Source organism: Streptomyces sp. NPDC043996 (genome assembly GCF_056435225.1).
The window spans coordinates 187342-209667 of record NZ_JBWKEY010000016.1 but is presented as its reverse complement, the minus strand read 5'-3'; the positions used below and the strand labels follow the sequence as shown (position 1 = coordinate 209667).

The following is a 22326-nucleotide window of genomic DNA, read 5'->3' as shown; positions in this document are numbered from 1 at the left end:
GAACCGCACGCACGAAGGCGGCGGCCCCCACTCGGGAGGCCGCCGCCTTCGTGCGTCCAGCGTGCGTCCGGGCTAGGACCGCGGCGCGGGCTCGCCCTTCACCTCGCCCTTGTCCCGCGGCACCGCCGTGCCGCCTTCGGTCACGACCTTCCGGTCGCCCAGCGGCTCATCCAGCGTCACCGGCAGCGTGTAGGCCTTGGCGAGCGCGATGCACACCTTGCCCTGATCCGCGGTCTCGGTGACCTGCACGGTGACCCGGCCGCCGCGCTCGTCCGCCGACGCCTTGTACGTGCTGCACACGCCGCCCGTGAAGTGCAGCGTCAGCGTCCTGCCCGAGGTGCTGTACCCCTCGACCTTGACGTCACTGGTGACGGCGTCCCCCCGGTTCCCGGAGGGCGGCGGCTTCGGCCCGACGTCGCCGGGAGCCCCGGGCGACTTCAGATACCGCGGGTCCACGGCCGGGTGCGACACCGTGTACGAGGCGTCCGCGCCCTCGGGCCGCACCTGGAACAGCCACGACGGTACGAGCGTCTGGCGGCCCGCCACGAAGTGCGCGGCGAGGCCGAACGTGGCGTCCTCCACGGGGATCGGCCGCGGCTTGGGCGGCACGGTCACCGGCTTGCAGGGGGCCTGCTCGCGCGGCTCCGGCTTGTCGGCCGCGTCGGCGTTGCCGGCTGAGTCGGCGCGCCCCTTGCCGTCGGCGTGCGGCACCGGCGTCGCACAGCCGCCGACGCTCACGCCGTCGCCCCTGCCGGACGCGTTCAGCAGGGCGAGCGCCTCCTTCGCGCTCACGACGGGGTACGTGGCGCCCGCGCGCGGCTCGACCAGATGGCCGCTGCCGCCCACGACCTGGCCGTCGGGGGCCACCTGCACCCCGGTCGACCAGCCGTGCGTCGGCAGGCCCGCCACCTTCGGGTCGGCGTTCACCACGCGCGCGGAGTCCATCAGCTGGCGCGCGTCCAGCTTCGCGTCGTCCTGGCCGACGGCCTTCAGGACCGGGGCGGCGGCCCGCTTGGCGGCCTCCTCGCTGACCGGGGTGCCGCCGCCCCCGGGGACCCGCGGCGGCTTCGCCGGACACTCCTTGCCCTTCAGGCAGTTGTCGCCGCCGCCCGCCTCGGTCCGCGCGAACGTCCAGGTGCCCGGAGCCTTCCGCGTCACCTGGAGCGAGGGCCCCGAGCCGTCGTTCGCCGGTCCGAGCCGCCAGGCGCCGCCCTGCACGGTGGGCGTGCCGGACAGGCCGAGCGCCTTGGCCAGGCGCGTCACCTGCTCCTTGGTGACCTCGCCGCGCGCCTCGTGGACGGCGGCCGAATCCGGCCCGTCCGGCAGCTCGCCCACCGCCTTGTACACGGCGCCGCTCGGGTCCGGCTCGCCCGGCGCGATGCCGCCCGTGCCGCCGCCGTCGGACCCTTCGGGGCCCGTGGGGTCGGACGCCGAGCGCCCGCCCGTGCCCGCCGCGTACCCGTCCAGGGCGAGCGGCGGCGGCGCCTCGCCGTCGCCCGCCGGGGCACCTCGGCCGCCGTCACCGGACGAGCCCGTCGCGAGGTAGGCCCCGCCACCGCCCGCCAGCAGCACCGCGGCCGCGACCGAAGCCACCACCAGGGGTGACCGCCGCCGTCCGTCCTGCTTCTGCTCGGTGCTCACCGCATCGCTCCTTCGCGTGCCCAGCTGTCCTGGAACATCCCTGCACGCCGCGAGGCCTCTTGGCACTCCGTCGTACACGGCATCCCCTTGACGGGGGACAGCGATGGGACGCGACGGGCGAGCGGGCGGTTCCCTCGGCGGCCCGCGCCCCCGAAAAGAGCGTCAGTCGCCGTACTCGGACATCCCGTCGATGAGACGCGCCGACGCGGCCGGAACCGTGACCCCGTGGATCCGCGACGGCGACACCGGAGCGGACGCGGGACCGGCGGGCACGGCCCAGTGGGGCACCATGCGGACGCAGTCGCCGCGCAGCGCCTCCAGGGTCTCGGGGGACTGCTCGGCGGGGTACGACCTGACGCTGTGCTTCGGGAGAAGGGCCATAACGGAACCGTATGCACCGCTAAGCCCAAGGAGAAAGACCTACTATCAGGTATTTTTGGCCAGTTCAATGATCGGTGCATGACCCGATAGCGTTAACCGTCAACCGACCACTAGACGCTGGCCACCGCCCCGCCCGGGAGTGCGGCGCGCCGTCGGCCTCTACTTGCCGCAGGAGCTTCCAGCCGTGCGTATCGCAGTCACCGGCTCCATCGCCACCGATCACCTCATGACCTTCCCCGGCCGCTTCGCCGATCAGCTCGTGGCCGACCAGCTGCACACGGTCTCCCTGTCCTTCCTCGTCGACGCCCTCGACGTCCGCCGCGGCGGCGTCGGTGCCAACATCTGTTTCGGCATGGGCCAGCTCGGCACCCAGCCGATCCTGGTCGGCGCCGCGGGCCCCGACTTCGACGAGTACCGCGCCTGGCTCGACCGGCACGGCGTGGACACCGCGTCGGTCCGCATCTCCGACACCCTGCACACCGCCCGCTTCGTCTGCACGACGGACGCCGACCACAACCAGATCGGCTCCTTCTACACCGGGGCCATGAGCGAGGCCCGCCTGATCGAGCTGAAGACCGTGGCCGACCGCGTGGACGGCCTGGACCTGGTCCTGATCGGCGCCGACGACCCCGAGGCGATGCTGCGCCACACCGAGGAGTGCCGCACCCGCTCCATTCCGTTCGCCGCGGACTTCTCGCAGCAGATCGCCCGCATGAACGGCGACGAGATCCGCACCCTCCTGGACGGCGCCACCTACCTGTTCTCCAACGAGTACGAGAAGGGGCTCATCGAGTCCAAGACCGGCTGGTCCGACGCCGAGATCCTCGGCAAGGTCGGCCACCGCGTGACGACCCTCGGCGCGCGCGGCGTCCGCATCGAGGCCCTCGGCCAGGACCCGATCGAGGTCGGCGTCCCGGAGGAGGAGGCGAAGGTCGAGCCGACGGGCGTCGGCGACGCCTTCCGCGCGGGCTTCCTCTCCGGCCTCGTGTGGGGCGTTTCGCACGAGCGGGCGGCGCAGGTCGGCTGCATGCTCGCGACGCTGGTCATCGAGACGACCGGAACGCAGGAGTACGAGCTGAAGCGCAGCCAGTTCATGGAGCGCTTCACCAAGGCATACGGCGACACCGCCGCCGCCGAGGTCCAGTCCCACCTGGCCTGACGCATACCTCCGCCCACCCGCACCCGCACAGGCGCGGGTGGGCGGAGATCCAGCCCGTCCGGCGTTTGAGGACGAGCGCGCCAGCGCGATGAGATGGAGCCCGTCCGGCGTTCGAGGACAGCCGCGCGGCGCGAAGATGCGGCCTGTCAGGTGTTTGAGGACAGCCGCGCGGCGCGACGATGCAGCCTGTCAGGTGTCTGAGGACAGCCGCGCAGCGCGACGATCCAGCCTGTCCGGCGTTCGAGGACGAGCGCGCGGCGCGACGATCCAGCCCGTCCGGCGTTTGAGGACGAGCGCGCAGCGCGATAAGCGGGCGCCAAAGCCAAGGGGGAGGGGCTAAACCAGGCGCCGCACCACATAGGCCGCTCCCAGCGCCCCGCAGGCCTCGGCGCCGACATACTCCTGCCCCCGCGTCCAGCACCACGCCGGAATGTCCACCGCCGCCACCTCATCGTCCGCGATGACCGTGACCGTGCCCCCGACCCGCACCCGCGGCAGCGCCTTGGCCAGCTCGATGACGGGATACGGGCAGCGCTCGCCCAGGGCGTCGACGGTGAGCGAGTCGGCGGTCCCCGCGGCCGAGCCGGGGGCGGGGGAGGGGGCGCCCAGCTTCGCGCGGACCGAGGACACGGCGCCCGGCAGGACCTCAAGGAAGCGGTCGACCTCGGCGGCCTCGGTGCCCAGCGGCAGCGACACCCGCACGTTGCCCTCGCTGACCACGCCCATCGCCTTGAGCACATGGCTCGGCGTGAGCGTGCTGCTAGTACAGGAAGAGCCCGAGGAGACCGAGAAGCCCGCCCGGTCCAGTTCGTGCAGCAGGCTCTCCCCGTCGACATAGAGACAGGAGAAGGTGACGAGGTGCGGAAGCCCGCGCACCGGATCCCCGACGACCTGCACGTCCGACACCAGCTCCGGCACCCGCGCCCGGATCCGCCCCGTCAGCTCCCGCAGCCGGGCCTCCTCCGTGGCGGCCTCGGCCCGCACCGCCCGCAGCGAAGCGGCCGCCGCCACGATCGCCGGGATGTTCTCGAACCCGGCGGAGCGACCCGACTCGCGCTCGTCCACCGGCCCTTGGGGCGCGAACCGCACCCCCTTGCGGACCACCAGGAACCCCACCCCCGCGGGCCCGCCCCACTTATGGGCACTCGCGGCGAGCAGCGACCAGTCCCCGTCCACGCGCCCCCACGCCAGCGACTGCGCCGCGTCCACAAGGAGCGGCACCCCGGCCGCCCGGCAGGCCGCCGCGGCCTCGGCCACCGGCTGCCGCGTTCCGACCTCGTGATTGGCGGACTGCAGACAGGCGAGCGCGGTGTCCTCGCGCAGCGCGGCCGCGAACGCCGACGCGGCCACCGCCCCCGCGCGGTCCACGCCCACCTCGGTCACCGTGCCGCCCGCCCGCTCGTGGACCGCGGCCGAATGGAGTACGGCGGAGTGCTCCACGGCGGAGACCACCAGATGCCCGCCCACGCGCCGCCGCCCCGCGAGCGCACCCGCGATCCCGTCGTGCAGCGCCCGCGTACCGGACCCGGTGAACACCAGTTCGTCGGGGCGGCAGCCCACGGCCTCCGCGGCGGCCTCCCTGGCGGCGTCGAGGAGCAGCCGGGCCCGCCGCCCCTCGCGGTAGAGGCGCGCCGGATCGGCCCACCCCTCGTCCAGGGAGGCCTGGAGGGCCTGCCGGGCGACGGGGTGCAGCGGGGCGGAGGAAGCAGCGTCGAAGTAAGCCACACGGCAACGCTAAGGCGTCGGGTCCAAGGCGGTGGGTTCAGGGCCGCGCGCCCCCATTCCCCGGGCGTCCGAGAACCCGTCAGATCGTGGCCGACGGCGGCGATCCGACCCCCTTCGGAGTGACCCGCGGCGCGTTAGGCACCCTCCCCGCGCGACCCCAAATAGCGTCCAGTAGGGTTTGGTCCGCATAAACATCCAAACCCCTGCCCGACGCAGGGCGGCGACCTACCAGCGGGAAGGCCGCAGCCGACCGCGCGGGCGAGACTCTCGGGAAGGCGCTACGTGAGTCCCAACGGCTCCGACCGCTCGCCGCGGCGCCCGATGCGGCGGAAGCTGCTGCAGGCACTGACTGCGGGCCTGGTCCTGGTAACCGCCACCGGTTGCACATACAAGGACTTTCCCCGCCTGGGTATGCCGACCCCGGTCACGGAGGAGGCTCCGCGGATCCTCTCCCTCTGGCAGGGCTCGTGGGCGGCTGCGCTCGCCACGGGCGTGCTGGTCTGGGGCCTGATCCTGTGGAGCGTCATCTTCCACCGGCGCAGCCGCACCAAGGTGGAGGTCCCTCCGCAGACCCGTTACAACATGCCCATCGAGGCGCTGTACACGGTCGTCCCCCTCATCATCGTCTCGGTCCTCTTCTACTTCACGGCCCGTGACGAGTCGAAGCTCCTCGCGCTCGACGACAAGCCGAAGCACACGATCAACGTGGTCGGCTACCAGTGGAGCTGGGGCTTCAACTACATCGAGAACGTGCCGGGCTCCAACAAGGACAACGCCAAGACGTCCAAGGACCTCAAGGCCATCCCGGACCGCTTCCGGGAGGACTTCCCGGCCAACGCGGGCGGCGTCTACGAGGTCGGCACGCCCGGTGAGCGGAACCCGCAGAACGGCAACCCCGGCCCGACGCTCTGGCTCCCCAAGGGGGAGCGGGTCCGGTTCGTCCTCACTTCGCGTGACGTCATCCACTCCTTCTGGGTGGTGCCGTTCCTGATGAAGCAGGACGTCATCCCGGGCCACACCAACGCCTTCGAGGTGACTCCCAACAAGGAGGGCACCTTCATGGGCAAGTGCGCCGAGCTCTGCGGCGTCGACCACTCCCGGATGCTCTTCAACGTCAAGGTCGTCTCTCCCGAGCGCTACAAGCAGCACCTCGCAGAGCTCGCGAAGAAGAACCAGACCGGTTACATCCCGGCCGGCATCGAGCAGACGGGCCACGAGAAGAACCGGGAGACGAACCAACTGTGAGCATCCTCAACGAATCCCCGGGTGCCGCGGCAGCTGACGACTCGTACGAGAACGAACTGCCGGTCAGGCGCAAGCAGCCCGGAAACGTCGTCGTCAAGTGGCTGACCACCACGGACCACAAGACGATCGGCACGCTGTATCTGGTCACGTCGTTCGCGTTCTTCTGCATCGGCGGCGTCATGGCGCTCTTCATGCGCGCCGAGCTCGCCCGTCCGGGTACGCAGATCATGTCGAACGAGCAGTTCAACCAGGCGTTCACGATGCACGGCACGATCATGCTGCTGATGTTCGCGACGCCGCTGTTCGCGGGCTTCGCGAACTGGATCATGCCGCTTCAGATCGGCGCGCCCGACGTGGCCTTCCCGCGTCTGAACATGTTCGCCTACTGGCTCTACCTGTTCGGCTCGCTCATCGCGGTCGGCGGTTTCCTGACGCCGAACGGCGCGGCCGACTTCGGCTGGTTCGCCTACAGCCCGCTGTCGGACGCCGTCCGGTCCCCGGGCATCGGCGCCGACATGTGGATCATGGGTCTGGCCTTCTCCGGCTTCGGCACGATCCTCGGCTCGGTCAACTTCATCACCACGATCATCTGCATGCGCGCCCCCGGCATGACGATGTTCCGCATGCCGATCTTCACCTGGAACGTCCTGCTGACCGGTGTCCTGGTCCTGCTCGCCTTCCCGGTGCTCGCGGCCGCGCTGTTCGCCCTGGAGGCGGACCGGAAATTCGGTGCCCATATCTTCGACGCCAGTAATGGCGGCGCCTTGCTATGGCAACACCTCTTCTGGTTCTTCGGCCATCCAGAGGTGTACATCATCGCCCTACCATTCTTCGGAATCATTTCCGAAGTCATCCCGGTCTTCTCCCGCAAGCCGATGTTCGGCTACATGGGTCTGGTCGGCGCGACCATCGCGATCGCCGGTCTTTCCGTGACGGTGTGGGCGCACCACATGTACGTCACAGGCGGCGTACTCCTCCCGTTCTTCTCCTTTATGACGTTCCTCATCGCCGTGCCAACAGGCGTGAAGTTCTTCAACTGGATCGGAACGATGTGGAAGGGGTCCTTGAGTTTCGAGACCCCGATGCTCTGGGCGGTCGGCTTCCTGATCACCTTCACCTTCGGTGGTCTGACCGGCGTCATCCTGGCCTCGCCGCCGATGGACTTCCACGTGTCCGACTCGTACTTCGTGGTCGCGCACTTCCACTACGTCATCTTCGGCACCGTGGTGTTCGCGATGTTCTCCGGCTTCCACTTCTGGTGGCCGAAGTTCACCGGCAAGATGCTCGACGAGCGGCTCGGCAAGATCACGTTCTGGACGCTGTTCATCGGCTTCCACGGCACGTTCCTCGTCCAGCACTGGCTGGGTGCCGAGGGCATGCCGCGCCGGTACGCGGACTACCTGGACGCCGACGGCTTCACCGCCCTGAACACGATCTCGACGATCGCCTCGTTCCTGCTCGGCCTGTCGATCCTGCCGTTCTTCTACAACGTCTGGAAGACCGCCAAGTACGGCAAGAAGGTCGAGGTCGACGACCCGTGGGGCTACGGCCGCTCGCTCGAGTGGGCGACGTCCTGCCCGCCGCCGCGGCACAACTTCCTCACCCTGCCGCGCATCCGTAGCGAATCCCCGGCGTTCGACCTGCACCACCCGGAGATCGCCGCACTCGACCAGCTCGAGAACGCCGGTCACGGCGAGAAGGCGCTCGCTGGCAACAAGGAGGCCGGCAAGTGAAGATCCAGGGCAAGATGTTCATCTGGCTGAGCGTCTTCGTACTGGCCATGGCGATCGTCTATGGCTGGTGGTCGAAGGAGCCCGCCGGAACCACCGCGCTCTTCCTGGCCTTCGGCCTGTGCATCATGATCGGCTACTACCTGGCCTTCACGGCCCGGCGAGTGGACGCGTCGGCACAGGACAACAAGGAAGCGGACGTCGCGGACGAGGCCGGCGAGGTGGGCTTCTTCAGCCCGCACAGCTGGCAGCCGCTCTCCCTGGCCGTCGGTGGCGCGCTCGCCTTCATGGGCGTCGTCTTCGGCTGGTGGCTGATGTACTTCTCGGCCCCGATCATCCTGATCGGCCTGTGGGGCTGGGTCTTCGAGTACTACCGCGGCGAGAACCAGAACCAGTAGGGACTCCCGCCGCACCCCAGGGGCCCGGACACTCCGTCAGGAGCGTCCGGGCCCCTGGCCGTTCCCGGCCGTCCGCCAACTGCTTCCGTCTTCCGGGTGAACCCTCGTACGGGTCACTCGCCGCGCACGGCGTGTCGAACCTTCATACCGTGTGGTCATGAGCCACTCTCCGCGCATCCGTACGGTACTGAGCTGCACCCTCCTTGTGGCCGCCCTCGGCGCGGTCACCACGGGATGCGGCACGGACGGCCATCCGCTCTCGGCGAAGCCGTACGACGCGGGGAGCCAGATCGCCTTCAACGGGCCCGCGGGCACCCAGAAGGCCGATCCGGACAAGCCCCTGGAGGTCACCACCGAGGGCGGCGACGGGCGCATCACCGACGTCACGGCCACCGACGGCGCGGGCCGCTATCTGGCGGGCGAACTGTCCGCCGACGGGGCGCGCTGGCACAGCACGGCCCCGCTGGCGGCGGGCGCGCGCTACACGGTGCGCGTCAGCACGGAGGACGACGAGGGCGCCCCGGGCCGCAAGGTGCTCGCCTTCGACACCGACGCGGCCCCCAAGAAGCGGCTCGTGAAGGTCACCTTCGGCCCCGAGCCGGGCAAGTACGGCGTCGGCCAGCCCGTCACGGCCAAGCTCAGCGCGGCGGTCAAGGGCGAGCGGGCCCGCGCCGTCGTCGAACGTGCGCTCAAGGTCCAGTCGCAGCCCGCCACGCGGGGCTCCTGGCACTGGGTGGACAGCAAGACGCTGCACTACCGCCCCAAGGAGTACTGGCCCACCCACGCCACCATCCACGTGCAGAGCAACCTGGAGGGCATCAAGGTCAGCGACAGGCTCTGGGGCGGCCCCGCCAAGCCCCTGCGGCTGACCACCGGCGACCGCGTCGTGGCCGTGACCGACGCCGGGTCGCACTGGATGACGGTCTACCGCAACGGCGAGGAGATCAACTCCATCCCCGTGACCACCGGCAAGCCCGGCTACTCCACGCGCAACGGCATCAAGGTGGTGCTCGGCAAGGAGTACGTCGTCCGGATGACCAGCGCCAGCATCGGCGCCTCGGACTTCTACGACAAGATGGTCTACTACGCGACCAGGGTCACCGACAGCGGCGAGTACGTCCACGCGGCCCCCTGGTCGGTGGGCTCCCAGGGCTACGCCAACACCAGCCACGGCTGCACCGGAATGAGCACGGGCAACGCCGCCTGGTTCTACGAGACGGTCCGTCCGGGTGACCTGGTGGAGGTCGTCAACAGCTACGGCGCCGACATGGACCACTTCGGCAACGGCTACGGCGACTGGAACGTCAGCTGGAAGAGCTGGCGCAAGGGCAGCGCCCTCCACGCGGACGCCAAGAAGGACCGCACGGCACTCCAGACGACCCGCCTGCGCCCCAAGGCCGCGTAAGCGGCTCGGGTACGCGCCCGAAGGGGCGCGGGGAACTGCGCGACCAGCCGCAGACGACCCGCGCCCGCCGGACGACGGAAGGGATCGAGCTCTCAGGCGCTCAGAGCGGCCCGAGACCGCAGCAGAGCGGCCAACGCGGAGGCGAACTCCACCGGCTCCAGCGGCAGCGTCACGGCGGACTCCGCACGGCTCCACGTGGCCAGCCAGGCGTCCTGGGGCCGCCCGATGAGCAGCAGCACCGGCGGGGCCTGGAAGACCTCGTCCTTGATCTGGCGGCACACACCCATGCCGCCCGCGGGCGCGGCCTCGCCGTCCAGGACGCAGACGTCGATCCCGCCCTTGTCCAGCTCCGCGAGCACCGCGGGCAGCGTCGCGCACTCCACGAAGCGGACCTCTGGGACATCGCTGGCCGGCCTGCGTCCGGTGGCGAGGCGGACCTGCTCCCGGGTGCTCGCGTCGTCGCTGTAGACCAGCACCGTGGCGGTCGGCTGCATTGTTCCTCCGCGTCCGTGGATCGGGAACCGTTGCGCGGATGCTACTCCCCCCGACACCCCGTCAACAGCGGTTCGGACAGTGCCGCGATGGGCCATCCGGGCAGGACACACGCCGCAGACACTCCGAACGGCACCCCCCGGGGTGAGGGCGGGATAAGCGACCGACATAATGTCGGTCGTGGCGACAGCAACGACAGTAGACACCGGGCACGCGCACCCGCCGGTCAATCGACCGAACCTCACCAGCGTCGGAACCATCATCTGGCTGAGTTCCGAGCTGATGTTCTTCGCGGCCCTCTTCGCGATGTACTTCACCCTGCGATCGGTGACCGGTCCAGATCACTGGAAGGAAATGGCGTCAAGCCTGAACTTCCCGTTCTCTGCGACGAACACCACGATCCTGGTGCTCTCCTCCCTCACCTGCCAGCTCGGCGTGTTCGCCGCCGAGCGCGGGGACGTGAAGAAGCTCCGGATGTGGTTCATCGTCACCTTCATCATGGGTGCGGTCTTCATCGGCGGTCAGGTCTTCGAGTACACGGAGCTGGTCAAGCACGAGGGCCTCTCGCTCTCGTCGGACCCGTACGGCTCGGTGTTCTACCTGACCACCGGTTTCCACGGACTGCATGTGACAGGCGGCCTCATCGCCTTCCTGCTGGTCCTCGGCCGTACCTACGCGGCTCGGAGGTTCACTCACGAGCAGGCGACCGCCGCCATCGTCGTGTCCTACTACTGGCACTTCGTCGATGTCGTCTGGATCGGCCTCTTCGCCACGATCTACATGATCAAGTAGTCGGTGCCGGGTTCACGGCGGTCCTACGCCGCCGGTCGGGCCCGACGCAGCGACACATTCCAGAAGCATCGACGCAGAAGATCCTGACACCGGGGTAATCCGTGAAAAAGCTCTCCGCACGACGACGCCATCCGCTGGCGGCGGTCGTCGTCCTACTCCTCGCGCTGGCGGCCACCGGGGGGCTGTACGCCGCGTTCGCCCCGGCGGACAAGGCACAGGCCGATGAAACCGCTCAGTCCCTCGCCATCGACGAGGGCAAGAAGCTCTACGCCGTGGGCTGCTCCAGCTGCCACGGAACCGGCGGTCAGGGCACCTCCGACGGTCCGAGCCTGGTGGGTGTCGGCGCCGCGGCTGTCGACTTCCAGGTCGGCACCGGCCGGATGCCGCTGCAGCAGCAGGGCGCCCAGGCACCGAAGAAGAAGGTCATCTACACGCAGGCCGAGATCGACCAGCTCGCCGCGTACGTCGCCTCGCTCGGCGCGGGCCCGAACATCCCGACGAAGAAGCAGGTCAGCCCCGAGGGTGCCGACATCGCCAAGGGCGGCGAGCTCTTCCGTACGAACTGTGCCCAGTGCCACAACTTCACCGGTGAGGGTGGCGCCCTGACGCACGGCAAGTACGCGCCGAGTCTGGAAGGCGTCAGCAAGAAGCACATCTACGAGGCCATGCAGACCGGCCCGCAGAACATGCCGTCCTTCCCCGACACGACGATGCCGGAGAAGAGCAAGAAGGACATCATCGCGTACATCGACGCGGTCAACAGCGAGAAGACCGAGAGCCCCGGCGGTCTCAAGCTGGGCGGTCTCGGACCGGTCAGTGAGGGTCTGTTCGCCTGGATCTTCGGCCTCGGCGCGCTGATCGCGGTCGCCGTGTGGGTCGCCGCCCGGACCGCAAAGGCCAAGAAGTCATGAGTAGCCAAGAAACCCCAGAAGAGAACCTGCCCAGCGAGCGGGAATCCGCGCACGGCACGGTCGCCGTCGCCAAGGACGAGCACGCCGACCCGTTCGCGGACCCGGGCCTGCCCCCGCACGAGAACCGCGTCCAGGACATCGACGAGAAGGCCGCCCGGCGCTCCGAGCGCACGGTCGCGATGCTCTTCACGATCTCGATGCTGGCGACCGTCGGCTTCATCGCCTCGTACGTGGCGTTCCCGGTCGACAAGAACGTCTACATCTGGCCGATCGGGCACATCAGCGCGCTGAACTTCGCGCTCGGCATGACCCTCGGCATCGCGCTGTTCTGCATCGGCGCGGGCGCGGTCCACTGGGCCCGCACCCTGATGTCCGACGAGGAGGTCGCCGACGAGCGGCACGCCATCGAGGCCGAGCCCGAGGTCAAGGCCAAGGTCATGGCGGACTTCGCGCAGGGCGCGAAGGAGTCCCAGCTCGGCCGGCGCAAGCTGATCCGCAACACCATGTTCGGCGCGCTGACCCTGGTTCCGCTGTCCGGTGTCGTCCTGCTGCGCGACCTCGGTCCGCTGCCGGAGGACAAGCTGCGGCACACGCTGTGGTCCAAGGGCAAGCTGCTCGTGAACATGAACACGAACGAGCCGCTGCGCCCCTCCGACGTCGCCGTCGGCTCGCTCACCTTCGCCAAGCCCGAGGGCCTGGAGGAGCACGACCACGACTTCCAGACCCAGATCGCCAAGGCCGCCCTGATGATCGTCCGGCTCCAGCCGGCCGACATCAAGGACAAGCGCGAGCTGGCGTGGTCGCACGAGGGCATCGTCGCGTACTCCAAGATCTGCACCCACGTGGGCTGCCCGATCTCCCTGTACGAGCAGCAGACGCACCACGTCCTCTGCCCGTGCCACCAGTCCACCTTCGACCTCTCCGACGGCGCCCGAGTCATCTTCGGCCCCGCCGGTCACGCCCTTCCGCAGCTGAAGATCGGCGTGAACGAGGAGGGCTACCTCGAGGCGCACGGCGACTTCGAAGAGCCCGTCGGTCCTGCCTTCTGGGAGCGCGGATGAGCACCGAAACGACGTCGGCCACCACGGCGGCCGACAACCGCAAGAAAGCACCCGCCGGCGAGCGGGTCGCGGACTGGGCCGACGGCCGCCTCGGGATCTACTCCCTGGCCAAGGCCAACATGCGCAAGATCTTCCCGGACCACTGGTCCTTCATGCTCGGTGAGATCTGCCTCTACAGCTTCATCATCATCATCCTCACGGGTGTGTATCTGACGCTGTTCTTCCACCCGTCGATGAACGAGGTGGAGTACCACGGCAGCTACGTGCCCCTGCAGGGCCAGCTGATGTCCGAGGCGTTCAACTCGACCATGCACATCTCCTTCGATGTGCGCGGTGGTCTGCTGATCCGGCAGATCCACCACTGGGCGGCGCTGATCTTCCTCGCGGGCATGTTCGTGCACATGATGCGCGTGTTCTTCACGGGCGCGTTCCGCAAGCCGCGCGAGGTCAACTGGCTGTTCGGCTTCCTGCTGTTCGTCCTCGGCATGTTCACCGGCTTCACCGGCTACTCGCTCCCGGACGACCTGCTGTCAGGAACCGGTGTCCGGTTCATGCAGGGCGCGGTCCTGTCCGTGCCGATCGTGGGCACGTACCTGTCGATGTTCCTGTTCGGCGGCGAGTTCCCCGGCGGCGACTTCGTGGCCCGGTTCTACTCGGTCCACATCCTGCTGCTCCCGGGCATCATGCTCGGCCTCGTGGTGGCGCACCTGATCCTGGTCTTCTACCACAAGCACACGCAGTTCGCGGGCCCCGGCAAGACCAACAAGAACGTCGTCGGCATGCCGCTGCTCCCGGTCTACATGGCCAAGGCCGGAGGCTTCTTCTTCCTGGTCTTCGGCGTCATCGCGGCCATCGCGGCGATCGCCTCGATCAACCCGATCTGGGCGCTCGGCCCGTACCGCCCGGACCAGGTGTCCACCGGCGCCCAGCCCGACTGGTACATGGGCTTCGCCGAGGGTCTGATCCGTGTCATGCCGGGCTGGGAGATCAACCTCTGGGGCCACACGCTGGTCCTGGGCGTGTTCATCCCGCTGGTGATCTTCCCGCTCGTCCTCGCGGCCATCGCCGTCTACCCGTTCATCGAGTCCTGGGTCACCGGCGACAAGCGCGAGCACCACATCCTGGACCGCCCGCGCAACGCCCCGACGCGGACCGCGTTCGGCGTCGCCTGGATCACCGCGTACATGATCATGCTGGTGGGTGGTGGCAACGACCTGTGGGCCACGCACTTCCACCTGTCGATCAACGCCATCACCTGGTTCGTCCGGATCTTCTTCTTCGTCGGCCCGGTCATCGCGTTCATCGTCACCAAGCGGATCTGCCTCGGCCTCCAGCGCCGCGACAAGGACAAGGTGCTGCACGGACGCGAGTCCGGCATCATCAAGCGCCTGCCGCACGGTGAGTTCATCGAGGTCCACGAGCCGCTCGACAAGGACCAGCTGCACACCCTCACCGCGCACGAGCAGTACCAGCCGCTCGAGATCGGCCCGACGGTCGACGAGAACGGCGTGGAGCGCAAGGTGAAGGGCGCGCAGAAGCTGCGCGCGAAGCTGTCCAAGAACATGTACGGCGAGGACGGCCAGATCCCCAAGCCCACCGCCGAGGAGTACAAGGAGATCACCAGTGGCCACGGCCACCACTGATCCCCAGCTCTGACCTCACGGTCGCCACGGCGAGAGCCCCGTCCAGTGCATGGACGGGGCTCTTTGCCGTGCTCGGGCTGGATAGGGTGGACCCACCCCATGTGCTGGGGAGATGTCTTCGTCTAGGAACCCAGGAGCGGCCATGAGCGCTGTGTACCCCGCAGGAGGCGACACCGCGGCGGTCCGTTCCTGGCCCGACGTGCTGAACGGCCTGCTCGACGGCCACGACCAGAGCGCCGACGACACGGCCTGGGCGATGGACCGCATCATGCGCGGCGAGGCGACCGACGCGCAGATCGCGGGCTTCGTGGTCGCGCTGCGCGCCAAGGGCGAGACCGTCGAGGAGATCACCGGCCTTGTCCGCGCCATGTACGCGCACGCCCACGTCATCGACGTGCCGGGGCCGAGCGTCGACATCGTCGGCACCGGCGGCGACGGCGCCAAGACCGTCAACATCTCCACCATGTCCGCCGTCGTCGTCGCCGGGACCGGCGCGAAGGTCGTCAAGCACGGCAACCGCGCGGCGTCCAGCGCCTCCGGCGCCTCCGACGTCCTGGAGAAGCTCGGCGTCAATCTGGAGCTGACGCCGCAGCGGGTGCGCGAGGTCGCCGAGGAGGCCGGGATCACCTTCTGCTTCGCGGTGAAGTTCCACCCGGCGCTGCGGCACGTGGCGCCCGCGCGCCGCGAGCTCGGCATCCGCACCACGTTCAACTTCCTCGGTCCGCTGACCAACCCGGCGAAGGTGCGGGCGCAGGCCACCGGCGTCGCGGACGCCCGGATGGCGCCGATCCTCGCGGGCGTGCTCGCCGAGCGCGGCTCCTCCGCCCTGGTCTTCCGCGGCGACGACGGCCTGGACGAGCTCACCACGACCGCCACCTCGCGGGTCTGGGTGGTACGGGACGGGGCGGTCACCGAGCAGGCCTTCGACCCCCGGGACGTCGGCATCGACCTGGTGCCCGTGGAGGCGCTGCGGGGCGCCGACGCCTCGTACAACGCGGAGGTCGCGCGGCGGCTGCTCGACGGCGAGCGCGGGCCGGTGCGCGATGCGGTGCTGCTGAACGCGGCGGCGGCGCTCGTCGCCCTGGAGCCGGGCGGCGGCTCGCTCGCGGAGCAGATCAGGGACGGGATCGCGCGGGCGACGGAGTCGATCGACTCCGGTGCGGCGCGGGCGGCCCTCGCGCGCTGGGTGACGGCAAGCAACCGCTGAACCCCGCCGGGTGTGGCGCACACCGCAGTCCGGAATCTGGACTGCGGTGTTGCGCCTTGAAGATCGTGTGGCAAGATGCTGCGCAGGTCATGAGTGACAGCGACTACGGCCCCGGCCCGCTGTCCGGCAACCCTCCGTCCGTGGCGGGGTGCCCCGGGTGAAGACCAGGCCGTGGACAGCAAGGTCCGCGGCAAGCGCGGACCCCTCGCAACCCTGGGGTCCTGGTCCTCAAGGGAGCAGTCTCGTGAGCAAGCGAATGCGATAGGGCCTCGGGCCCCGTTTCCGTACCCCCGTTTCCCCTTTCCCTTTTTCCTGTGCCGTTGACCGGTCCTGACGCTTCGTCGACCGTGGTCCGGCGCAGTGCTGTCGCCTGCCTCTCACGGGAGTTCGCCATGCCTGCCTCCACCGCTGCCGCCGTCACCGCCGCCGCCCCCGCCGCCGACTGCGAGTCCGCCGACCCCTGCTGCGCCGAGCCGCTGCCCGTGCTCGGCCGTGAGGTCACCGTCCCGCTGGTCACCGGCGGCGAGGTGACCTACGCGGCGCTCGACTACGCGGCCAGCGCCCCGGCGCTGCAGCGGGTGTGGGACGACGTCGCCGCGTACGCGCCGTACTACGGCAGCGTGCACCGGGGCGCCGGGTACCTGTCGCAGCTGTCGACCGACCTGTTCGAGAACTCCCGCAAGGCCGTCGCCGAGTTCCTCGGCTGCCGCGACGGCGACCAGGTGGTCTTCACCCGGTCCACCACCGACTCGCTGAACCTGCTCGCCGCCGCCCTGCCCGCCGACTGCCAGGTCTTCGTCTTCGAGACCGAGCACCACGCCTCGCTCCTGCCGTGGCGCGACGCCCGCGTCACCTACCTCAACGCCCCGCGCACGCACGACGAGGCCGTGGGGACCCTGGAGCGCGCGCTCGCCGACCGCGACCCCTACGGGCCCGCCCTGGTGTGCGTGACCGGCGCCTCGAACGTCACCGGCGAGCTGTGGCCGGTGCGGGAGCTCGCCGCCGCCGCGCACGCGCACGGCGCCCGCATCGTCCTGGACGCCGCCCAGCTCGCGCCCCACCACCCCGTGGACATCGCGGAGTTGGACGTCGACTGGGTCGCCTTCTCCGGGCACAAGCTGTACGCGCCCTTCGGCTCCGGCGTCCTCGCCGGGCGCGCCGACTGGCTGCGCGACGCCGACCCCTACCTCGCGGGCGGCGGCGCCTCGCGTAAGGTGACGCGGCGCGCCGACGGGGGAGTGGACGTCGAGTGGCACGACACGGCCGCCCGGCACGAGGCCGGTTCGCCGAACGTGATCGGCGCCTACTCCATCGCCGCCGCCTGCAAGGCCCTGACCGAGGCCGGGTTCGCGTCCCTGGTCGCCCGCGAGCGGCACCTGATCGAGAAGGTGCGCGCCGGGCTCGCCGAGGTGCCCGAGGTGCGGGTCCTCTCGCTGTTCGGCGACGACGCGCCGCGCGTCGGCGTCATCTCCTTCGTGGTCGAGGGCTGGAACAGCTCGCACTTCGCCGCCGCGCTCTCCGCGGAGTACGGCATCGGCGTGCGCGACGGCCTGTTCTGCGCCCACCCGCTGGTGCGCACCCTCCTGGACAGCGCGCCCGACGAGCCCGGCGAGTGCGGCGCCCCCGAGGCCGCGCCCGGCGAGCGGTCCCTGAACGCGATCCGGGTGAGCTTCGGCGCGGGCACTCCGGACGAGCACGTGGAGCGGTTCGTACGGGCCGTCAAGGAGCTGGTCGGCGAGGGCGCGCGGTGGAACTACCGCACCGAGGACGGGCGCTGTGTGCCGGACACCGGCGCCGTGGCCGGCTGACCTTCGAGGCGCGAGCCGAGCACGATCATCCGCAGGGCCCGCTCGGTCGCGTCGGTGAGGAACTCGCCGCCGCGACCGAGGGCCTCGGTGAGCGTCACCGGCGCGGGCAGGATCGCGCTGTAGGCGTCCACGCCCGCCGCCCGCACCAGGTGCGCGCCCTCGCCGATGGTGCCCGCGAGCGCGAGCACGGGGCGGCCGAACCGCTTGGCGCGGCGGGCCACTTCGGCCGGGACCTTGCCGCGCGGGGTCTGGTGGTCGAGGGCGCCCTCGGCGGTGACCACCAGGTCGGCGCGGGCCAGGCGGGCGTCCAGGTCGAGGTGGTCCAGGAGCACGTCGAAGCGGGGCAGCAGGCGGGCGCCGAGCGCGGCGAGGCCCGCGCCGAGGCCGCCGGAGGCGCCGGTGCCGGGCCCGCCGTACAGGTCGGCGGTGACGCCCAGGTCGCGGGTGAGGCAGTACGCCCAGTGCTCCAGGCCCGCCGCGAGCTCCTCGACCTGGGTGGGCGTCGCGCCCTTCTGCGGGCCGAAGACGCGGGCGACGCCGCGCTCGCCGCACAGCACGTTGTGCGGATTGCAGGCCACCAGGAGCTCGGTGTCCGCGACGCGGGGGTCGAGCTCCGAGACGTCGATGTGGTGCAGGCGCAGCAACGCCCGGCCGCCGCGCGGGAGTTCCCAGCCGTCCGCGTCCAGGAGGCGGGCGCCGAGCGCCTGCAGGGCGCCCGCGCCGCCGTCCGAGGTGCCGGAGTCGCCGCAGCCGACGAGGACGCGGCGGGCGCCCGCGTCGAGCGCGGCGCGGATCAGCTCGCCCACGCCGTAGGTCGTGGTGACGCCTGGGTCGCGCAGATCGCGCGGGACGAGGCTCAGACCGGCGGCCGCGGCCATCTCGACGACGGCGGTGCCCGAGTCGAGCAGCGCGAAGTGGGTGCCGATCCGCTCGCCGACGGGGCCGGTCGCGGGCAGCGCGACGAGCCGTCCGCCCGTCGCCGCGGCCAGCGTCTTGGCGGTGCCCTCGCCGCCGTCCACGAGCGGGATCAGATCGGTCTCGGCGTCGGGCAGGACGCGGTGGACGCCCCGGGCGATTGCCTCGGCGGCCGCCTCGGCGGACAGGGACTCCTTGAAGCCGCTGGGGGCGATGGCGACACGGGTGAGGGAGGGCCGGGAGGGCATGGACGTACTCCTTGACGCGGTGGGGCGAGGGGCGGGGGGCGGGGCGGGGCTGACGGGGTCAGCGGGTGACGGGGACGCCGAGCAGCGGCCACACCGCGAGGGCGAACAGCAAGACGAGGGCTGCCGTGAGCGGGGCCAGGACGGCGGACAGGCGCAGCAGGTCGCGCGGGGTGTAGGTGGGGGTGCCGGGTATCTCGGCGAACAGCGTCACCGGCTTGGCGGACGCGGGCAGGGTGTGGCAGAAGCCCGCGGCGGCCGTGGACGCGAGGGCCGCGGCGACCGGGTTCACGCCTGAGCTGACCGCGGCGGCCACCACCAGCGGCACCAGGACGGACGAGCGGGCCGAGCGGGACTGGAGCACCAGGTGGGCCGCCGTGCTGACCGCGACGACGACGGCGAGGAACAGCCAGGGCGACACGCCGACGGGCAGCCCCGACACCAGCCACGCCGCCGCGCCCGACTCCGACAGCGCCACGCCCATCGCCATCGTCGCCGCCATGAACAGCAGCAGCGACCAGGGCACGGTCTTCAGGGCGTCCTTCAGGCGTACGGTGCCGAGCGCGGGCGAGGACGCGACGACCGCGCCGATCAGCGCGACCACGGCGGGCGGTACGCGGTGCAGCGGCTCGCTGCACCACAGCGCGACGACCGTGGCGAGCAGCAGCGCGCAGCGCGTCTCGGCGGGGTCCCAGGGGCCGGTGACGGGCCGGTCGCTGTGTTCCGCGATCTGGTCGGCGGTGATCGCGATGGGGCCCTCGCGGTCGGCGCGGCGCGTCGTCGTCAACAGCACGGTCTCGGCGGCGAGGTGGGACGAGGCGATCGCGAGCGGCAGGCCGAGCAGCAGCCACTTGGTGAAGCCGATCTCGGCCCCGGCGCTCTCCCACAGGACGGACACCGTGATCAGATGCGCGCCCGCGCCGATCAGGGTCGCCACGGCGGACAGCAGGATGACGGTCGGGAACAGCAGCGCCAGCATCACCACCAGGCGCCTGCGGTCGGCGAGGACCTTGGACAGGGCGAGGAAGACGGGCAGGGCGAGCGCGGCGCGCCCCGAGGTGGCGGGCACCGCGAAGGCCGTCACCACGAGCGCGGCGGTCGTCAGGTGCGTCAGCTGCCGCACGCTGCGCGCCCCGCTGACCAGGAAGGCCGCAGCGCGGCCCGCGAGCCCGCTGCGGGCCACGGCGGCCGCGAGCACGAACGCGCAGATCAGCAGCCAGACGGTGGCGTCACCGAGGGTGCCGAAGAGGGTGTCGCTGCTGATGACTCCGGTGGCGGTGAGGGCGAGGCCCGCGCCGAGCGCGATGTACGTGTCGTCGATCGGGGTGCCGATCCAGGCGCAGGTGGCGAGGGCGAATACGCCGAGGGTCAGGCGGGCGTCGCCGCCGAGGCCCGGGAAGTTGCCGGGGACGACGAGGAGCGCGCACAGGCTCAGGGCCACGCACAGGACGATCAGTTGCCGCGGTGTCGCTGTCACGCGTCCAGCGTCACGGGGCGCGGTGAGCCCTCAATGAGGCCCGCATGAAGGAAAGTTCACGCGGGCAGCCGGTACCCCATCCCGCGCACCGTCTCCAGCCGCTCCGCGCCCAGCTTCTTGCGCAGCGCCCGGACGTAGACGTCCACGATGTTCGAGCCGGGGTCGAAGTCGTAGCCCCACACGTGCGACAGGATCTGCTCCCGGGCGAGCACCTGGCCGGGGTGCCTCAGGAACAGTTCGAGGAGCACGAACTCACGGGCCGTCAGGTCCACGGTGCGCTCTCCGGCGCGGGCCCTGCGGGTGCGCAGGTCCAGGGTGAGGGAGCCCGACTTGAGGACCGTCACCTCCGGCGCCCGCGCCGCCGTGCGCAGCCGAAGGCGCACCCGGGCGAGCAGCTCCTCGAAGCGGAAGGGCTTGGTCATCCAGTCGTCGGCGCCGCCCTCCAGGCCGGCCACCGTGTCCCGTACGGAGTCCCGCGCGGTCAGCACGATGACCGGCACCGTCACGCGGGCCTCGCGCAGTTCGCGCAGGACGGTGAAGCCGTCGCGTCCTGGCAGCCCGATGTCCAGGACGACCAGGTCGAAGCCGCCGGTCAGGGCGTACTCGTAGGCGGCGTCGCCGTCGCCGACGACGGTGGTGGTGAAGCCGTTGGCGCGCAGGCCCTTCTCGACGAAGGACGCGATGCGTTCCTCGTCCTCCACGATGAGGATGCGGTTCACGTGCGGACCCCTTCCAGGGTGAGGACGAAGGTGGCGCCGCCGCCCTCGGTGGCGGCCAGGCGCACCCGGCCGCCGTGGGCCTCGGCGATCGCGCGGACGATGGAGAGGCCGAGCCCCGCGCCGCTGGTGCGGGCGCCGCGCCGGGACGTGCCGCGCCTGAAGCGCTCGAAGATGACGTCGGCGTCCTGGGCCTGGACGCCGGGGCCGCTGTCGGCCACGTACAGCTCGACGCGTGAGCCCGTCACGCGGGAGCCGATGCGCACGCGTTCGCCGCGGGTGGTGTGCTGCACGGCGTTCTGCGCGAGCTGGACCATGGCCTGGGTGATGCGCTGCGGGTCGACGAACGCCTCGCGGTCGGCGACCTCGGCCAGCTCCCAGTGGCGCTCGCCGAGGGTGCGGGCCTTGACGAAGACGTCGGCGGTGAGCTCGGCGAGCTGCACCGGCTCCGGCGTGATGAAGTCGGGGCGCTCGGCCTTGGCGAGGAGCAGCAGGTCCTCGACGATGCGGCTCATCCGGTCCAGCTCGTCGGTGACCAGGCGGACCGTCTCCTCGCGCTCCGCGGGGTCGTCGCCCATCAGCTCCAGGTGGCCGCGGACGATGGTGATGGGGGTGCGCAGCTCGTGCCCGGCGTCGTCGACGAACTCGCGCTGGGCGGCGAAGGCCCGCTCCAGGCGGTCCAGCATGCCGTTGAAGGTCTCGGCGAGCGCGGCGATGTCGTCGTGGCCGCGCACCGGGATGCGCCGGGTCAGGTCCTGCTCGGTGAGCTGGGCGGCGGCCGCGCGCACCAGGCGCACCGGTTTGAGGATGCGTCCGGCGACGACCCAGCCGATGCCGGTGGTGAGCAGCAGCGCAACGCCGGAGATGGCGAGCAGGATGCGGAAGACCGCGTCGGCCTTGTCCTGTTCCGTCCCCGGGTGGAAGGCGACGACGAACGCCGCCTCCGGCTCGCCGCCGTGCGGGGCGACCTCGACCTTGGCCCAGCGCAGTTCGCCGCCGGGGCGGTCCAGGGTGCCGGTGGAGCCCTTGGCCGCGAAGATCTGGCGGCGGGCCTCCTTGTCGTCGTGCAGCGGGTGCCCGACGGAGATCTCGCGGGCCTGGGTGAGCTGCGCGGGGCCCTGTCCGGGGCGGTGGACGAGGCCGATCAGCTCCTCGTCCGGGTCGGCGTACTGCCGCTCCAGGAACACTTCCAGGAGGCGGCGCGGATCGGTGAAGCGCTCGCCGGTCCCGGGGTCGAGGCCCCGGCGCTCGAAGTGGGCGAACTCGCCGGTCTCCTGCGTGAGCAGTCGGCTGACGCGGTGGTCGACGTCGCGCAGCAGGATCGAGCGGGTGGTCGCGGCGACCGCGGCGAGCGCGATCGCCATCACCACGAGGA

The 22326-nt window shown here is 70.9% G+C and carries 19 protein-coding genes and 1 riboswitch; of the genes, 11 read left to right on the top strand and 8 right to left on the bottom strand.

Going from position 1 to position 22326, the window contains the following annotated elements; all coding sequences use genetic code 11:
* Positions 1-72 precede the first annotated feature (72 nt).
* Together AC07A4_RS34805 and AC07A4_RS34800 are read right to left on the bottom strand one after the other, a co-directional pair.
* Positions 73-1641, bottom strand: coding sequence for a hypothetical protein (locus AC07A4_RS34805; protein ID WP_478606675.1), 1569 nt, complete (start codon positions 1639-1641; stop codon positions 73-75).
* 162 nt (positions 1642-1803) lie between these two features.
* Entirely contained in the window at positions 1804-2022 is a 219-nt protein-coding gene (locus tag AC07A4_RS34800) for a hypothetical protein (RefSeq protein ID WP_478606673.1), read from the bottom strand.
* Positions 2023-2206: 184 nt separating this feature from the next.
* Between AC07A4_RS34800 and AC07A4_RS34795 the strand changes: the two genes are divergently transcribed.
* Positions 2207-3181, top strand: coding sequence for a carbohydrate kinase family protein (locus AC07A4_RS34795; RefSeq protein WP_478606670.1), 975 nt, complete (start codon positions 2207-2209; stop codon positions 3179-3181).
* A 336-nt stretch (positions 3182-3517) separates the two neighbouring features.
* Here the strand turns inward: AC07A4_RS34795 and AC07A4_RS34790 are convergent, their stop codons facing one another.
* Positions 3518-4906: an aminotransferase class V-fold PLP-dependent enzyme gene (locus tag AC07A4_RS34790; RefSeq protein WP_478606668.1), complete on the bottom strand. Its 1389-nt coding sequence runs from the start codon at positions 4904-4906 to the stop codon at positions 3518-3520.
* 282 nt (positions 4907-5188) lie between these two features.
* Between AC07A4_RS34790 and ctaC the strand changes: the two genes are divergently transcribed.
* From ctaC to AC07A4_RS34770, 4 genes are all read left to right on the top strand, one after another.
* Positions 5189-6151 carry an aa3-type cytochrome oxidase subunit II gene (gene ctaC / locus AC07A4_RS34785; RefSeq protein WP_478606665.1) on the top strand — a complete coding sequence of 321 codons (963 nt, stop codon included), beginning with the start codon at positions 5189-5191 and terminating at the stop codon, positions 6149-6151.
* The gene (ctaD, locus tag AC07A4_RS34780; RefSeq protein ID WP_478606662.1) at positions 6148-7884 is read left to right on the top strand and encodes an aa3-type cytochrome oxidase subunit I; all 1737 of its coding nucleotides are present in this window, start codon (positions 6148-6150) and stop codon (positions 7882-7884) included. The genes ctaC and ctaD overlap by 4 nt, the downstream gene beginning before the upstream one ends.
* Positions 7881-8279, top strand: a complete 399-nt coding sequence (locus AC07A4_RS34775; RefSeq protein ID WP_478606660.1) for a cytochrome c oxidase subunit 4 — start codon at positions 7881-7883, stop codon at positions 8277-8279. Before ctaD ends, AC07A4_RS34775 begins: the two co-directional genes overlap by 4 nt.
* Before the next feature lie 157 nt (positions 8280-8436).
* Positions 8437-9684 carry a L,D-transpeptidase gene (locus AC07A4_RS34770; RefSeq protein ID WP_478606657.1) on the top strand — a complete coding sequence of 416 codons (1248 nt, stop codon included), beginning with the start codon at positions 8437-8439 and terminating at the stop codon, positions 9682-9684.
* 92 nt (positions 9685-9776) lie between these two features.
* On the opposite strand, the gene AC07A4_RS34765 is transcribed toward AC07A4_RS34770, so the two are convergent.
* Positions 9777-10178 (bottom strand): hypothetical protein, encoded by a 402-nt coding sequence (locus AC07A4_RS34765; RefSeq protein ID WP_478606654.1) that lies wholly within the window; start codon positions 10176-10178, stop codon positions 9777-9779.
* Between the two features lie 169 nt (positions 10179-10347).
* On the opposite strand from AC07A4_RS34765, the gene ctaE reads away from it, so the two are divergent.
* The 6 genes from ctaE to AC07A4_RS34735 all read left to right on the top strand — a co-directional run bounded on the left by ctaE (position 10348) and on the right by AC07A4_RS34735 (position 17598).
* Positions 10348-10968 (top strand): aa3-type cytochrome oxidase subunit III, encoded by a 621-nt coding sequence (gene ctaE, locus AC07A4_RS34760; protein ID WP_016639576.1) that lies wholly within the window; start codon positions 10348-10350, stop codon positions 10966-10968.
* A 101-nt stretch (positions 10969-11069) separates the two neighbouring features.
* Positions 11070-11879: a cytochrome bc1 complex diheme cytochrome c subunit gene (gene qcrC, locus AC07A4_RS34755; RefSeq protein ID WP_478606650.1), complete on the top strand. Its 810-nt coding sequence runs from the start codon at positions 11070-11072 to the stop codon at positions 11877-11879.
* Positions 11876-12940 (top strand): cytochrome bc1 complex Rieske iron-sulfur subunit, encoded by a 1065-nt coding sequence (qcrA, locus tag AC07A4_RS34750; RefSeq protein WP_478606648.1) that lies wholly within the window; start codon positions 11876-11878, stop codon positions 12938-12940. Before qcrC ends, qcrA begins: the two co-directional genes overlap by 4 nt.
* The gene (gene qcrB, locus AC07A4_RS34745) at positions 12937-14583 is read left to right on the top strand and encodes a cytochrome bc1 complex cytochrome b subunit (protein WP_478606645.1); all 1647 of its coding nucleotides are present in this window, start codon (positions 12937-12939) and stop codon (positions 14581-14583) included. Before qcrA ends, qcrB begins: the two co-directional genes overlap by 4 nt.
* Positions 14584-14725: 142 nt before the next feature.
* Complete coding sequence (trpD, locus tag AC07A4_RS34740; protein WP_478606642.1) at positions 14726-15790, top strand: anthranilate phosphoribosyltransferase; 1065 nt, start codon at positions 14726-14728, stop codon at positions 15788-15790.
* An 85-nt stretch (positions 15791-15875) separates the two neighbouring features.
* Positions 15876-15993, top strand: a riboswitch (SAM riboswitch).
* Positions 15994-16182: 189 nt separating this feature from the next.
* Positions 16183-17598, top strand: a complete 1416-nt coding sequence (locus AC07A4_RS34735; protein ID WP_478606639.1) for an aminotransferase class V-fold PLP-dependent enzyme — start codon at positions 16183-16185, stop codon at positions 17596-17598.
* Here AC07A4_RS34735 and AC07A4_RS34730 read toward each other — a convergent pair.
* Genes AC07A4_RS34730 through AC07A4_RS34715 form a run of 4 tightly spaced genes read right to left on the bottom strand, consistent with a single transcriptional unit; the run spans position 17544 to position 22315 of the window.
* Positions 17544-18761 (bottom strand): glycerate kinase family protein, encoded by a 1218-nt coding sequence (locus AC07A4_RS34730; protein ID WP_478606636.1) that lies wholly within the window; start codon positions 18759-18761, stop codon positions 17544-17546. The genes AC07A4_RS34735 and AC07A4_RS34730 overlap by 55 nt on opposite strands.
* Positions 18762-18819: 58 nt before the next feature.
* Positions 18820-20235, bottom strand: coding sequence for an SLC13 family permease (locus AC07A4_RS34725; protein ID WP_478606635.1), 1416 nt, complete (start codon positions 20233-20235; stop codon positions 18820-18822).
* Between the two features lie 56 nt (positions 20236-20291).
* A complete protein-coding gene (locus tag AC07A4_RS34720) occupies positions 20292-20954 on the bottom strand; it encodes a response regulator transcription factor (protein WP_478606633.1) in 663 nt (220 codons plus the stop codon).
* Positions 20951-22315: a sensor histidine kinase gene (locus AC07A4_RS34715; protein WP_478606774.1), complete on the bottom strand. Its 1365-nt coding sequence runs from the start codon at positions 22313-22315 to the stop codon at positions 20951-20953. The genes AC07A4_RS34720 and AC07A4_RS34715 overlap by 4 nt, the downstream gene beginning before the upstream one ends.
* Between the last annotated feature and the right edge of the window lie 11 nt (positions 22316-22326).

What these genes read in the sequence shown, in the direction of transcription:
- AC07A4_RS34800 (WP_478606673.1), bottom strand. Translation starts at nt 2,022, where the DNA reads ATGGCCCTTCTCCCGAAGCACAGCGTCAGGTCGTACCCCGCCGAGCAG.
- AC07A4_RS34770 (WP_478606657.1), top strand. Translation starts at nt 8,437, where the DNA reads ATGAGCCACTCTCCGCGCATCCGTACGGTACTGAGCTGCACCCTCCTT.
- AC07A4_RS34765 (WP_478606654.1), bottom strand. Translation starts at nt 10,178, where the DNA reads ATGCAGCCGACCGCCACGGTGCTGGTCTACAGCGACGACGCGAGCACC.
- ctaE (WP_016639576.1), top strand. Translation starts at nt 10,348, where the DNA reads ATGTCGGTCGTGGCGACAGCAACGACAGTAGACACCGGGCACGCGCAC.
- qcrA (WP_478606648.1), top strand. Translation starts at nt 11,876, where the DNA reads ATGAGTAGCCAAGAAACCCCAGAAGAGAACCTGCCCAGCGAGCGGGAA.
- qcrB (WP_478606645.1), top strand. Translation starts at nt 12,937, where the DNA reads ATGAGCACCGAAACGACGTCGGCCACCACGGCGGCCGACAACCGCAAG.
- trpD (WP_478606642.1), top strand. Translation starts at nt 14,726, where the DNA reads ATGAGCGCTGTGTACCCCGCAGGAGGCGACACCGCGGCGGTCCGTTCC.
- AC07A4_RS34735 (WP_478606639.1), top strand. Translation starts at nt 16,183, where the DNA reads ATGCCTGCCTCCACCGCTGCCGCCGTCACCGCCGCCGCCCCCGCCGCC.
- AC07A4_RS34730 (WP_478606636.1), bottom strand. Translation starts at nt 18,761, where the DNA reads ATGCCCTCCCGGCCCTCCCTCACCCGTGTCGCCATCGCCCCCAGCGGC.
- AC07A4_RS34715 (WP_478606774.1), bottom strand. Translation starts at nt 22,315, where the DNA reads ATGGCGATCGCGCTCGCCGCGGTCGCCGCGACCACCCGCTCGATCCTG.